The sequence below is a fragment of the Paenibacillus sp. SRL342 genome (assembly GCF_984798905.1).
Window position 1 is genome coordinate 1,006,228 of record NZ_OZ481790.1, and the last position, 14,031, is coordinate 1,020,258.

Consider the following 14,031-nt stretch of genomic DNA (forward strand, 5'->3'; position numbering starts at 1 on the left):
TCTGAAATGTAAGCTACGCGTTTGGTGGCGATGGCGGAGGGGTTCCACACGTACCCATCCCGAACACGACCGTTAAGCCCTCTAGCGCCGATGGTACTTGGACCGCAGGGTCCCGGGAGAGTAGGACGCCGCCAAGCAATAGGAAGACACACTTGATGATATCGAGTGTGTCTTTTTTATTTGAATGTAATTTTTAGTTCCGATTAGACTTGTTATATACATAAAATACTGGCGTTCCAATCCTTAAAGCTGTGATACAATAGGTGAGGTCTATATAGAAAACGGAAACACGCATAAGTACGAGGAGGAACAGTGAACACGATGAAATCAGCCCCGTTTATTGCCGTGGAAGGTCCGATCGGAGCGGGGAAAACAACGCTGGCAACGATGCTTTCCCATGAATTGAATCTTCCGTTAGTTAAAGAAATCGTAGAAGAGAATCCATTTCTGGCTTCCTTTTATCAGGATATCGACGAGTGGAGTTTCCAATTGGAAATGTTTTTTCTGTGTAATCGGTTTAAACAACTGGAAGACACGGGCGCTCATTATGTAGAGCAGAATACCCCAGTCATTTCAGACTATCATATCTATAAAAATATGATTTTTGCCGATCGTACCTTAAAGGGAACGAAACGGGATAAATATCGTCAAATCTATCATCTGTTAACAGATGATCTGCCAAAGCCCAATCTGGTGCTCTATATTGAAGCTGAACTCGATACGTTGATGTACCGCATTAACAAGCGTGGACGCTCATTTGAGCAGGATATGGACCCGGCATATATGGAACAACTCATTGTTGATTACAAAACAGGCATGGATTATCTGGCGAATAGCTCAAATCCACCAGTAATCATTAAAGTCAATGCGGAGCAACTCGATTTTGTAGAACATCCTGAGCACTTCAGGCAGATTGTTAATCAGGTAAAGGAGTATATCATATGAATAACTATGGCATTCCATCGAATGCATTAATTACGGTAGCAGGTACGGTTGGGGTGGGTAAATCCACGTTAACGGCTGCGCTTGCACAGCGTTTGAATTTCAAGACCTCTCTGGAGCAAGTTGATCACAATCCTTATTTGGAGAAGTTCTATCATGACTTTGAGCGTTGGAGCTTCCATCTGCAGATTTATTTCTTGGCAGAGCGCTTCAAGGAACAGAAGAAGATTTTTGAACTGGGTGGAGGATTCGTACAGGATCGTTCCATCTATGAAGATACGGGCATTTTTGCACAGATGCATGCGGATCAAGGAACCATGTCTGCTACGGATTTCGAAACATATAGCAGTTTGTTTGAAGCGATGGTAATGACACCGTATTTCCCACATCCAGACGTGCTGATCTATCTGGAAGGCAGCCTGCCTTCGATTTTAAACCGCATTACGGAACGTGGACGCGAGATGGAGATTCAGACAGATCGTTCTTATTGGGAGCACATGCACGAGCGCTATTCCGTGTGGATTGATCAGTTTACGGCTTGCCCTGTGTTGCGTCTGAACATTGATGAGTATGATGTGCATGATCCAGTATCGGTGGATGCCATTTTGGCACAGATTGCAGCTGTCATTCAGCCTTCCAAGGAAGTGCAAAGGTAAGATAGAGCGAGTTTTACAATGTATTTTTCTGGGTTACATTGGTTATATCTATGATACAGATATGGATAACATCCCTTCTACGGCTATTATGCTGTTGGAGGGATGTTTTTTTTATGTGCCAAGGGAATGATGATGAGATGAATGTAGACAAAACTAAGAGGATATATTCGAGTGAATAAGGAAATGGATGCTTAATATATCTTTTCTATTATATAAATCATGGTCACCAAAAGTAGAAAAATGTTGAATAATAGGATATTTTGTGGTTTCATAGGAAAGGTGAATTCTGGAAAAGAAGCATATGCATGACTCAGGAGGGAAAGACAACGTGGAAGAGAAACAAGGAGTTAAAATCGGTATGCCGATCATTGGTGGCTTAATTGTAGCCATTCTGGGAGGCATCGTATGGGCAGCTATTGCTGCAATGACAGAGTATGAGGTGGGATTAATTGCGATTTTGATTGGAGCGCTCACGGGCTACGCAGTTGTGTTGTTCTCCAATAAACGAATTGCGACAGTACATAAGATTATTGCCGTACTGTTTGCGCTTGTTGGCATTTTTCTGGGGAAATACCTGACGGTGGTTTATTTTACTTCCGAACTGTTTGGTGATGTAAGCGTGATGGAACTCGTGTTTGATAGCGAGATGATCAGTGCGTTTGTGGAAACCTTCCAGGACTATTTCAGTCAACCGATTGATTTATTATTCATCGTGCTTGCGATTGTGTCTGCATGGCAGATTCCTGGCCGGATGGCGAGAACCAGTCTAGCTACGGATGCATCTTCATCGGATCACGCACCAAGAGCTTAATCGGATAGCGGTGTACGCTGGCAACAAAATGAAGAACGTTTGACGGAAGAAACTTAATGCTCATCATCCTAAGCATCTGGTGAAACGGTTATATCGAAGGACTGGGAGCAGAAGAAACGTAGTAAAGCATCTACACTAAAAGATATTTATAAAGTACTCAGAGTGAGCAGCAGTTAGGCTTGTTCACATTGCGGCTGAGTTACTTGCATACATAAAAGGGACGATACGCCTGAGGGTGTACGTCCCTTTTGTGTATTTACCAGCTAGTAGGTGGGATACGGCTCATAACTTTTGCAACAACACGAATCGATTAAAATTACTTACCACATAACCCTAGTATAATATCCAACATGTTCATAAGGTTAATCACAAGAAAGATAGGGTCACTCCAGGAGCTAGGTTCAAATATCCGAAGGGTCATGTCATTTAAAGCGAATAAAGCTGATGACGAGAATATTTTTACCTTTTACAGGACAGGGTGTTAACTTCCAGACTATCGTTTACAGTCCACATCTGGACGGCAATGAGAGTTGAATAATACTGTATGTGGTTGAAGACAGGGCTATATTATTTGTTTTGGTCAGCAAATACAGCCATGGCATCTCTCATAAATACTGCCAAACCATCGCCAAACTGATCAATATTACGCGTGAAGCGTTCATCTTCCACGTACATCTGACCAAGTCCTCTGAAGGCTTCAGGCGAGTAGCTTCCCATCTGGTTTAGGCAGGTGTACCACTCTTTGATGCCAGCCTGTGCCTCCGCAGATGCTGGTTCTGTGTGACGAAGTGCAGCCAGATGTTTGTAGATTTCGTTCATTTGATCGGATAGAGCCTTCTGATCTGTGGTTGATTTACTGTGCAGCTTCTGATTTGCGTGATCGACGGCATGGTCTCCCCAACGTTCCCGCGCTTCTTGTTCATACGGATTCTGGCTAAAATCAAATCCTTCGAATTGTTCTTTGGCTGTCATTTTAATTTCTCCTCTCACGTGTAAAACCGTTCTATCAATGGTAGCAATCATCTGGTCCAAGCGTTGGCGCTTCTCCAGCAGTATAAGTCGATGCATATTAAGTGCTTCTACCGGATTGAAGGAGGGGTTGGTAATAATGTTTTTGATCTCCTTCAGAGAGAAGTCGAGTTCCTTGAAAAACAATATCTGCTGCAACCGTTCCAGGTTGGCATCTGAATATAATCGATACCCGGCAGAAGTCACTTCGTCCGGGGTTAATAGTCCGATCTCATCATAGTGATGCAGTGTGCGCACACTGATCGAGGCAAGCTCGGCAACTTCCTTTACTTTCATGGCCATGTGTGAAACCTCCTTACAACACCGATTGTACAGTGTCACGTTACGTGAGAGTCAACCGTTGAAAATGAAAAACAAGATGCGAGCATGGAAGCTGCATCTTGATCATGGATTGATGACTGGATGTGACTGGGTTATTGTAACATTCAGTCACTGTAGGGGAGCGGCTGTGCTTCTATGTCGAAGACATGGGTTGCTGCCGCGCCGCGGGGGTGTTTTGAGGCTCCTCTGTTATGGAGAGGAGAGCGAGCGGTTATGGCTGCAACATTTATTCGGTGCAGCCCACGGGGCTGGCAGTGCAGGGAGAGCAAGGCTACGCCTGCATCCCGCGCACTGCCGCAGCGAATTGCGCAGCCGCTGCGCGCACATCGGCCGCGCCCGCGATGGCGGAGATGACGGCTATGCCGTCGGCTCCAGCCGCCATCACGGCGGCCGTGGTATCGGGCGTAATGCCGCCGATACCCACAATCGGAACTGCGATGCCTGCGGCGCGCAGTTCCGCCACCCCTGCGGGGCCCAGCACAGCGTGGGCATCCGCTTTGGAGCGCGTCGGGTACATGGGCCCGACGCCAAGGTAGTCGGCGCCCGCCTGCACCGCACGGCGCGCCTCATCCACGGAGTGGGCGGATACGCCAAGCATCCGCCCATCTCCAATGCGGGCGCGTACCAGCGCCGCGTCCGCATCTTCTTGGCCGACATGCACGCCGTCGGCCTCCACCGCTACAGCCAGCTCCACATCATCGTTCACGATGAACGGGACCCCGTGCTGGCTGCACACCTCGCGAAGCTGCATCGCAAGCGGGATGCGAGCTTCGCCAACCAGGGCGCCAGTTCCCTTTTCACGGAACTGGAATAGCGTGATGCCGCCAGCAATGGCCTGGCGCAGCACTTCCACCGGGTCTTGCGTCGTATTGACGCTGCCCATCACCAAATACACCTGCATCGCGCGTCGCACCGCTTCTGCATCCCACGGGCGCATCACTTCTCACCCCGCTGTCTGCGCTGATACGCAAAATGATTCGTCGGCCCATGTCCGGCCCCAATCCCCAGCTCATCTTCGATGGCTACCTGAATGAATGCTCGCGCGGTCGTAACGGCAGCCAGAACAGGTGAACCCTTGGCTAACTCTGCGGTGATCGCAGCAGAGTATGTGCATCCTGTTCCGTGTGTATGACGTGTTACCACACGAACATTCTCCAGATAATGAAAAGACTGCCCATCGTAGAGCACATCCACGATCATGCCACTTCCTTCATCATGACCACCTTTGACCAAAGCATACGTTGAACCCATCTGTACAATCTGTCTTGCGGCTTCTTCTCGCTGACTCAGATTCGTGATAGACATTCCGGTAAGCAGTTCCGCTTCCGGTATATTAGGTGTTGTGATCAGGGCATGGGGCAACAGATCCGTAACCAACGCCTGTACAGCTTCCTGCTGGAGAAGGGGGGCGCCACCTTTGGCTACCATCACAGGGTCGATGACCAGATTCGACCAACGGTATTGCTGCCATTTCTCAGCCACTAGACGAATAATCTCGGCACTATATAACATGCCGGTCTTTGTTGCGGTTGGTTGAAAGTCTTCGCCGGTCGAGTCCAATTGCTGGGCAATACCATCGTAAGGGATGGGAAAAACGCCCTGCACACCTGTTGTATTTTGGGCAGCAATAGCCGTGATAACGGTCATGCCGTATGCGCCAAGCTCCTGGAATGTTTTCAAATCAGCCTGAATGCCTGCGCCGCCCCCGTTATCAGAGCCTGCAATGGTTAGCGCTTGAGCAATGCTCATACTGCACCTCCACGGATCTGACGGATCTGTGCGCGTTCTGCCAAGAGGTCTGGTGTTACTTGTGCCAGTTGATTCAACAATTCAATCTGGAAGCTGCCCGGCCCCTGATGAGCTGTCCGCTCTGCCGCCAGTTCAGCTGCTACACCATAAAACGCGAGCGCTTCAACAACACTGCCTAGAAGATCGGCTCCTGATTCCGCTATGGCTGTAAAAGCACCAATCACTGAACTGAGCAGACAGCCAGCACCCGTGACCTGAGTGAGCAGGGCATGACCATTACTCGTGAGGAATATGGATTGTCCATCAGTAATGATATCTTCTTTTCCGGTAATGACCACGACACAGCCAAGTTTATGCGCTGCCCGCTCCGCAATGCCGATTCGGTCGCCCTCACCTGATCCTGCGTCCACACCTTTAATACTCCAACTCTCACCGATGACATTGGCGACCTCTGCCACATTGCCGCGCAGTACCGTGAGACGAAGTTCACGAATGAGCATCTGCACGGTTTCTGTACGATAGGCGGTTGCACCTGCACCGACGGGATCAAGCACCACAGGCACGTCATGCGCATTAGCCGATTGGCCTGCAAGACGGATCGCCTGAACGACTTTGTCATCGAGAGTACCAATGTTGAGTACCACGGCACCTGACATCTTGGCGACATCAGCGACCTCTTCATGAGCATAGGCCATAAAAGGGGACGCACCGAGTGCAAGCAGACCATTGGCTGTGAAGGGAGCCACGACAAGGTTGGTGATATTGTGTACCAGCGGATTTTGCGTACGAACACGTTCCAGATAAGACATATAATTTCCTCCTTGTTTTGTATGCTTTCCTGAATCCTTTGACCAAAAAGCTGTAAACGGTTGTTTATTCGGATATAGCGTATCTCAGATTCGTTAGGACTCGCTCCATGCTCTATTCCAGAGATATTAAGGCGCATATAGCTTTGCTTTCTTCCCCTTTGCGTTCAGTCACTTTTCCTTCATTCACCTTGCACTCCTTTATTTACTCTCCTTGCAGATTAATAAAAGCATCCTCGGCTTTCACCGATTCAGGAATCAAATCCTTTTCAACGAGCCATGCACGTACATTCTCCCACGACTCCGTTTCCTGCCGTCCAAACGGTTGACCTTCCTCATTCATAAGTGGCATTAAAATAGCCAGGCTTTTGGTTTCGATCTCCGGGTCAAGCGGAGACGTTTCATTCTCATGAGCGAGCAGAATATTCAAGGCTTCTTCTGGATGCTCCGTTACATATTTTTGTCCTTCCTGGATCGCTTTGACGAACCGGGTAAGCTGATCTTTTTTCGCTTCAATGCCAGCCTCACTCGCAGTCAGGACCAATTCATAATAATCAGGCACACCATAATCGACGGGGTTAATCGATTTCATGGCATGTCCTTCTTTCTCCAAAATCAATTGTTCATGGTTAATAAAACCACCCATAATTGCATCGGCCTGTCCGGAAGCCAGCGAAGGAATCAGATCGAACCCAACGTCAACCAGATTCATGTTGTCGGGATTGCCACCATCGTGGCTGATCATCGTACGAACCATCGCTTCATACAGCGGAATCGAAGAATAACCGACAGTTTTTCCTTCAAGATCTTTGGGTGAGCTCACGTTGCCATTTGCTTCGGTTAACAGATGTACAAGTGGATGCCGAACAACAGCAGCAATGGATCGTACAGGAATGTTCTCGCCACGCGCGAGCAAAATTTGGGGCTGGTAGCTTAGAGCCAGATCAATTTTCCCGGCAGCAACAAGTTTGAGTGAATCATTGGTATCCGCAGGCATCTGAATTTCGACATCCAGACCCTGGTCTGCGAAGTACCCTTTTTCCTGAGCCACATAGATGAAGGAGTGTACTGCATTCGGGTACCAGTCGAGCATGATGGACAGTTTATCTTTGGCGTCTGATGCTGGTTCGGTTGCAGACTTGTCTGTTTGTTGTGCATGGGTTGCAGAATCTGTTGTTGGTGCGTTTTTGCCGGTATTTGTGGTGCTGCATCCGCTAACAAACAGCAAAAGGCTAATGAGCATGATGGGAAGCAGGGAGTATATACCTTTGTTATTCATAAATGAAGTTCCTCAATTCATCGTTTTGATTTGTATTTACATCTAATTCCTGTCTAAGTATTATCCAACTTTTCTTTTGCCTCCATGTCCATGCCGCCGTATGCTAAACCGTTTCTCTAGCCAGGCAATCAGTACAAACAAAACGATCCCCAGCAGGGATAACAGCACAATAGATGCAAACATCGCATCCGTGTTCATGTTGCTGGACATACGACGGCTGAAGTATCCGAGACCTTTGCTGCCACCAAGCCATTCCCCAATCGTTGCACCAACCACGCAGTACACCACAGACATCTTTAGCCCCGAGAAAAAAGAGGGAAGTGCCAGCGGAACCTGGAGTTTGCAGAAAATATCCCACTTGCTGGCGCCCATGGTGAGCAGCAGTTCACGCTGCTCCGGATCGCCTTGGCGGAGTCCATCGTAGGTACTGACCACAATGGGGAAGAATGCGATTAAGAACACCACCGCGACTTTGCTCCACAACGTGTAACCAAACCACAAGATAAATACGGGAGACAAGGCAATCAGCGGAATGGTCTGACTGATCACGATGAAGGGATACAAGGCCTTTTCAATCGACCGGTTCATATGCATGCCTGTTGCCAGCGTAATTCCAGTCACTATGGACAAGACAAAACCAACAACAACCTCCATAAAGGTAGCAGGCAGATGGATGGTCAACAGCAGACGACGATGCTCAACCAGTGAACCTATGATGGCTGTGGGTGCAGGAATGATGAAAGAGGGCACCCATCCCATACGCACAATCACTTCCCAGACCGCCAGTAATAAGAACATGAGAACAATAAACAAACCATATTGGGAAAACGACCTCGAGAGCCACTTAAAACACCACGTCCAGACGCTAACCTCAGCTCTATCGCTTTGCATGTAATTGTTCCTCCAGTTGTTGTCTCATCTGCACGAGAGCCGGTTGGTAGATCATGTCCGAATGCCTTGGGCGTGGTAAAGGAACCATCATCTCCCGCAACTGCTGACCTTGCCCTCCTGGAGTTAACAGAATGATACGGTCACTTAACAGCAGGGCTTCCTCAATGTCATGTGTAATAAACAGTACGGTTTGGCCAAAGCCCTCCCACAGCTCCAGCAACCAGCGATGCATTTCTCGTTTGGTTAAGGCGTCGAGTGCACCGAAGGGTTCATCCAGCAACATGAGCTGCCCGCCTGTAAGCAAGGTACGAAGCAATGCCACCCGCTGCCGCATGCCGCCGGATAACTCATCTGGATAGGCCTGTTCATAACCCGACAGGCCGAACCTTGCCAACCCAGCTAGAATGTTGGCCCGTAACTTGTCCTTGTCCTGTCGGCCTGGTGCCAACTCGGCAGGCAGCATGCAGTTCTCCATGACGGTTCGCCAGGATAACAGCAGATCTTTCTGCGGCATATAAGCGACTCGTCCGAGCCGTTGTCCTTGCGGTACATCAGCTATATCGATGGTGCCAACGGTTGGCTCATGCAAGCCTGCGAGTAGCTTGAAGAGCGTGCTTTTACCTGATCCGCTGGAGCCGATGAGCGAGACAAATTCTCCTTGTTGAACCTGAAGCGACACATTGGAGAGCACGGGGGAATCCTTTTTTTCGGGAAAAGCAAAGCTTATGTTGTGAATGGTTACATGGTTATTCATCTGATCCTCACCCCCTTGATGTCAGACTGCTGGAATAACAACCACATCTTGCACTCTGCCAAAAGAAACAAAAAAGACCCACCCATTTCCGGAGAAATGAGTGGGTCTGTAAGTTAGATCCGCAGTTTATCTTCACATATACATGATAAAATTCCGCTTACTAAAAGGCCGCTCCACTTCCCTCCGCTGGTATGATCCAGATCAGGTTCAAAGGGTCCGAATAGTCATATTCGTCTCAGCCGTAAGGCTCCCCTAGTGCAAAAGTTCAAGATATGCAGTTATGTGTTCAGCATATATCACTCGAACATGAACTGTAAAGAGGCAGCTTGATGGAATTCTTGAGATGAATTTGGAGTCAGACCTGAACAACTGAACAATTTACCTTGGCTCATGAACCCGATATAATAGGGATGGCGCATATTGGCCGGATCACAAATGCAGGTGGGATTGCTCCCTCCGAAGCAGAATGGGGACCCGAGTTGAAAACGTTCAAAAAAGTATATATTGAGATCACAAGTATCTGCAATCTGGCATGCAGCTTCTGTCCGCAGACACAACGTGCCAAAGGATTCATTGACCCTGAAGTCTTCAACAATATACTGGAACAAGTTAAACCACACACCAATCATATTTATCTACATGTCAAAGGCGAACCCTTGTTGCATCCCAAAATAGATCTGCTGCTTGATTCCGCACATGAGAAGGGACTCAAGGTGAACATTACAACGAATGGTACGCTGCTGCCCAAGACTCAGCATAAATTGCTTGGCAAACCGGCGCTGCGACAGATGAACTTCTCTCTGCACAGCTTCGATGGGCATGAAGGTTCAACTGACCGTGACGGATACCTGAGCAACATTCTGTCTTTTGTACACGAAGCGGTGAAGCACAATGTCATCATCTCATTCCGGCTGTGGAATCTGACGCAGGATAACTTCACGAATGCTCAGATGAATCGAAATCGGGAGACCCTTGAAGTGCTGGAACGTGAGTTCAATCTGGACTTCCGCATTGAGGAGAAAGTGGTTCCAGGCAGCGGGGTCAAAATTGCCCCAAATGTATACCTGAATCAAGACCATGAGTTCCAGTGGCCAAGCCTGGATGCACCTGAAGATGACGGCAAAGGCTTCTGCCATGCATTACGTGGTCAGGCAGCTGTGCTTGTCGATGGAACGGTGGTTCCATGCTGTCTTGATGGTGAGGGTGTCATTAACCTTGGTAATGTGCACGAGAAGTCATTCTCGGAGATTATTGAGGGTGAGCGAGCGAACAATCTGGTATATGGCTTCTCCAAACGTGAAGCTGTGGAAGAGTTGTGTCGAAAGTGCGGTTATCGTCAGAGATTCGGAGCCTAGAATATATAAATTTACTTCAAAATGAACCTACCGAAAATATTTGTTTCGGTAGGTTCATTTTGTCTTTATTGCGAAATCATGTAGATAATAAGAATTGAAATCAATTCAGGATAACAACTTTTTTGTAAAATCATAGTCTATTAATCTTGTTTTTATGAATATGCATGGTATTATTATCCTATTGATTAGGAGGTGTATTAGTTCTAAAGATTCATATATTAGTGGATTTACCTACCAGAAGCCAACTGAGGAGTGTGTTTTAGTTTTGAATTCAAAATGGAAAAAGTTTAATCACAAACTATCGTTAATGCTTTCTACGTCGCTGATTGTTTCTATGTTATCTATCAATTTATCTGTATCGGCAGAAGTGGCTACATCTAAAACTTCTTTTACTGACATTGATAATTCGTATGCCAAAACGGAAATAACCAAATTAGTAGAACAAGGAATACTCACAGGATTTACTGATGGGACATTTAAACCTTCCGATTCGGTAACACGAGCCCAATTAGCAAAAATTATGGTCGGAGCGCTTAATTTAAAGCCGGATAATGTGGGAGCAAGTCAATTCACAGATGTAAAGGAAGATCAATGGTATACCGGATATGTAGGTGCACTTGTCAAATCTGGAATTGCTCAAGGTACCTCCAAAGATAGTTTTTCACCTAATAAAAATGTGACAAGAGAAGAGTTGGCTGTATTTTTTGTTAGAGCCTTTGGTTGGGATCATCAAAATGTAACGAGTCAAACATCCAAGCCTCAACTCTCAGATTTGGATCAAGTATCTAACTGGGCGAAAGATTCTGTGTCACTTGCCTATCAATCTGGTTTTATCAAAGGTTTAGTTCAAAAAGATGGAACAGTAAAATTTAATCCATCGGGCATAGCAGATCGACAGGCGCTAGCGAGACTTGCATATGAGTTTGTGATAAATAAGTCTACATATGATAGTTACATGACTCCTGCCAAGACAGAGATTGATACTGAAGATTCAAATGAAGCAAAACCTGAAACAGCAAAACCTTCTGAAGGTAACAGTAAGGGAAATAGCGGTAGCAGCTCCGGAGATAAAGGGAACGGAAGTAACAATGGTGGAAATAGTGGAGGCGGGGAACAAGCCCCTAGTAATAATCTCTCTGCTCCAGGTACATATACTCTTGGTAATGTAACTGGAAATGTAACTATTAGTTCCCAAGGTGTCGTTCTAAAAAACACCAAAGTAAATGGTAAGCTGAAGATACTTGAGTCCGTAGGAAATGGTGACGTGACTCTTGATAATGTTAGTGTCACGGGAACTACTGAGATTCAAGGCGGAGGACCAAATAGTATTCATGCAGTGGACTCGGTTCTTGCAACAGTGATTGTTGACAAAGCGGATGGCAGTATTCGTTTGGTCCTGGAAGGTGGAAGTGATGTTCAGCAGATTGAGATTAGATCTGGTGCAATCGTACAGAATGTCTCCACGGGTGATGTTGGACCGATTGAAATAGCAGAGTCGATTCCCCATAATTCTTCGGTAGTGCTCAGTGGAAGCTTCGACTCTGTAATGGTTCATGCAGAGCAAGTTTCAGTGGAATTTGGAGGTAACTCCACCATTGGTAATCTCGAAGTGTTCCAAGATGCATTGAACACCGTGTTTAAAATTAACCATGGTGCTGTAGTGAATCGCGCTATATTAAATGCAATTGTACAATTTTCTGGAGCTGGAACGTTATCCTCGGCTCTGGTCAATGCAGAAGGCATCGATTTCAGTCAACTTAGTCAACTCCCAACTATTGAGGCAGATCCTACAGTTACTAGTGTAGTTTACGCTCCTCAAGTAACAGAGTTGTCGGCAATTGATTCGACCCGTCAAATCGTATTCACGGGGATCGCTTCCCCAGCGAAGAAAGATATCACTTCCTTTGCAAGATGGGATGTTGAGAATAGCGCTATTGCCATTGTTGACTCAGGAAAGATTCAAGCTAAAAGCAACGGTACGACAGTGGTAAAAGCCAAATACGGAAACTTCGAAATCAATGTTCCAGTAACCGTTGCAGTCTATAACGAAGGAACAGTCTATCCGACACTCAAAGGGATTCAAGTTACAAATGGAAGTGCAAAGTTGAATTTTTCTGAGGGTTTGGATGTTTCTGAACTGACTGCAAATGATTTCATAGTTCGTGCCTATTTTGATGGGGCAGAACAACAATTGAATAACTTGCAGTACCGCAATGGCGAATTTACTTTTGATGCTATTGATAGCTATGGAGCTACACTGTACATCACTGTGGAGTCAGATGTTAATAAAACACATTTTGCAGGAAGCCAAAGTGGTGCAATCAAACTTACAGGATTCGGTGGCCACATCAAGGATGTAGCTGGAGCACCGGTTGCAGGCTTAAGTATTTCGTTTAGAAAAGGTTTGGATAACAAAACAGGTGAAATCGTTGGATCTGTAACAACGGATACTTATGGAGATTATTATATTAATCTTCCCCCAGGCATCTACACAGGTGAACTTGGAGGTGGAGATACAAAATATATTACAACTTATCTCATTGGTGTCTCAGCAGTAAATGTGGAAAATAAACGTGAGAATCAAACTGCTATAGAAATACCTACACAAGATGAAACTCGCTTCGTACTAACTTGGGGTAAAGACCCAGTGGATCTGGATTCACACCTAGTAGGACCTGCAGGTGATGAGGGAATGTTCCATACGTTCTACTCTGATAAACAATATTATAATAATGGCGAACTTATGGTCGATTTGGACTTGGATGATGTAACTTCTTATGGACCTGAAACGACAACCATTCGTCACTTACTTCCTGGAACGTATACATTCTATGTTCATCATTTTTCTGGATCAAGCACAATTAAGAAATCTGGTGCAAAAATTGATGTTTTCCATGGTGCTGTAGCTACTCCAAGTGCAACGTATACTGTAGCAGATGCCAGTGGTAATGAAATATACTGGGTCGTTCTCAGAATGATCGTTTCTGAAGATGGCGTGGTTACTTATGAAACAGTAAATGAATTTACCAATGTTGACCCACTGACTTTACTTCAACCATCGGATGAAATTAACGAAGATGAATTGGAACCTCTAGAATAAATAGAGGATTTAGATTAGTTTTAAATGTATCATGTAGAAACCCTGTCTTAAAAAGACTAAGGGTTTCTTTTTTTCGTGTCTAAATCTTTTGGTGGCTTAAATAGAGCATATTCGAAGTTGATATCGGTACATAACAAGTAGATACGATACCGCTAAGCATGTTGAAACATCATGCTCTATGCTGGAAAATACAAACATGATCTAATGATTATTCTAGTTACCTTCCTTATTTGGTAGGATTAGGTTGTGGGTCGGACAGAGGTGCACCTCTGACGATCTTCCAGTACAAGCTCAGGCTTGTACAATACCAAATAACGAGAGAATAAGGGAGGAATAAA

11 protein-coding genes, 1 rRNA gene, 1 pseudogene and 1 riboswitch are annotated in these 14,031 nt (G+C 46.0%); of the genes and pseudogenes, 6 read left to right on the forward strand and 7 right to left on the reverse strand.

Annotation, left to right across the window (positions count from 1 at the left end):
* Nucleotides 1-20 precede the first annotated feature (20 nt).
* The 4 genes from rrf to AC4E8D_RS04585 all read left to right on the forward strand — a co-directional run bounded on the left by rrf (nucleotide 21) and on the right by AC4E8D_RS04585 (nucleotide 2,409).
* Nucleotides 21-137, forward strand: a 5S ribosomal RNA gene (rrf, locus tag AC4E8D_RS04570).
* Between the two features lie 184 nt (nucleotides 138-321).
* Nucleotides 322-945: a deoxynucleoside kinase gene (locus AC4E8D_RS04575; RefSeq protein ID WP_062837552.1), complete on the forward strand. Its 624-nt coding sequence runs from the start codon at nucleotides 322-324 to the stop codon at nucleotides 943-945.
* The gene (locus AC4E8D_RS04580; protein WP_490205891.1) at nucleotides 942-1,598 is read left to right on the forward strand and encodes a deoxynucleoside kinase; all 657 of its coding nucleotides are present in this window, start codon (nucleotides 942-944) and stop codon (nucleotides 1,596-1,598) included. Before AC4E8D_RS04575 ends, AC4E8D_RS04580 begins: the two co-directional genes overlap by 4 nt.
* 328 nt (nucleotides 1,599-1,926) lie before the next feature.
* Nucleotides 1,927-2,409 carry a hypothetical protein gene (locus AC4E8D_RS04585; RefSeq protein ID WP_490205892.1) on the forward strand — a complete coding sequence of 161 codons (483 nt, stop codon included), beginning with the start codon at nucleotides 1,927-1,929 and terminating at the stop codon, nucleotides 2,407-2,409.
* A gap of 567 nt (nucleotides 2,410-2,976) precedes the next feature.
* Here AC4E8D_RS04585 and AC4E8D_RS04590 read toward each other — a convergent pair.
* From AC4E8D_RS04590 to AC4E8D_RS04620, 7 genes and pseudogenes are all read right to left on the reverse strand, one after another.
* Nucleotides 2,977-3,720 (reverse strand): MerR family transcriptional regulator, encoded by a 744-nt coding sequence (locus AC4E8D_RS04590; RefSeq protein WP_490205893.1) that lies wholly within the window; start codon nucleotides 3,718-3,720, stop codon nucleotides 2,977-2,979.
* A gap of 310 nt (nucleotides 3,721-4,030) precedes the next feature.
* A complete protein-coding gene (gene thiE, locus AC4E8D_RS04595) occupies nucleotides 4,031-4,696 on the reverse strand; it encodes a thiamine phosphate synthase (protein ID WP_490205894.1) in 666 nt (221 codons plus the stop codon).
* On the reverse strand, nucleotides 4,696-5,508 hold the full coding sequence (gene thiD, locus AC4E8D_RS04600) for a bifunctional hydroxymethylpyrimidine kinase/phosphomethylpyrimidine kinase (protein ID WP_490205895.1): 813 nt from the start codon (nucleotides 5,506-5,508) through the stop codon (nucleotides 4,696-4,698). The genes thiE and thiD overlap by 1 nt, the downstream gene beginning before the upstream one ends.
* Nucleotides 5,505-6,326, reverse strand: a pseudogene (gene thiM / locus AC4E8D_RS04605) (hydroxyethylthiazole kinase); the annotation flags it as partial. The gene thiD and the pseudogene thiM, both read right to left, overlap by 4 nt.
* A 193-nt stretch (nucleotides 6,327-6,519) precedes the next feature.
* The gene (locus tag AC4E8D_RS04610; RefSeq protein WP_490205896.1) at nucleotides 6,520-7,593 is read right to left on the reverse strand and encodes an ABC transporter substrate-binding protein; all 1,074 of its coding nucleotides are present in this window, start codon (nucleotides 7,591-7,593) and stop codon (nucleotides 6,520-6,522) included.
* 60 nt (nucleotides 7,594-7,653) lie between these two features.
* On the reverse strand, nucleotides 7,654-8,484 hold the full coding sequence (locus tag AC4E8D_RS04615; protein ID WP_490205897.1) for an ABC transporter permease: 831 nt from the start codon (nucleotides 8,482-8,484) through the stop codon (nucleotides 7,654-7,656).
* Nucleotides 8,471-9,238 carry an ABC transporter ATP-binding protein gene (locus tag AC4E8D_RS04620; RefSeq protein ID WP_221818810.1) on the reverse strand — a complete coding sequence of 256 codons (768 nt, stop codon included), beginning with the start codon at nucleotides 9,236-9,238 and terminating at the stop codon, nucleotides 8,471-8,473. The genes AC4E8D_RS04615 and AC4E8D_RS04620 overlap by 14 nt, the downstream gene beginning before the upstream one ends.
* A gap of 161 nt (nucleotides 9,239-9,399) precedes the next feature.
* A riboswitch (TPP riboswitch) is annotated at nucleotides 9,400-9,502 on the reverse strand.
* A 215-nt stretch (nucleotides 9,503-9,717) separates the two neighbouring features.
* Between AC4E8D_RS04620 and AC4E8D_RS04625 the strand changes: the two genes are divergently transcribed.
* Nucleotides 9,718-10,593 carry a radical SAM/SPASM domain-containing protein gene (locus AC4E8D_RS04625; RefSeq protein WP_091016096.1) on the forward strand — a complete coding sequence of 292 codons (876 nt, stop codon included), beginning with the start codon at nucleotides 9,718-9,720 and terminating at the stop codon, nucleotides 10,591-10,593.
* Between the two features lie 265 nt (nucleotides 10,594-10,858).
* Nucleotides 10,859-13,693, forward strand: a complete 2,835-nt coding sequence (locus AC4E8D_RS04630) for an S-layer homology domain-containing protein (RefSeq protein WP_339306907.1) — start codon at nucleotides 10,859-10,861, stop codon at nucleotides 13,691-13,693.
* The last annotated feature ends 338 nt before the right edge of the window (nucleotides 13,694-14,031 follow it).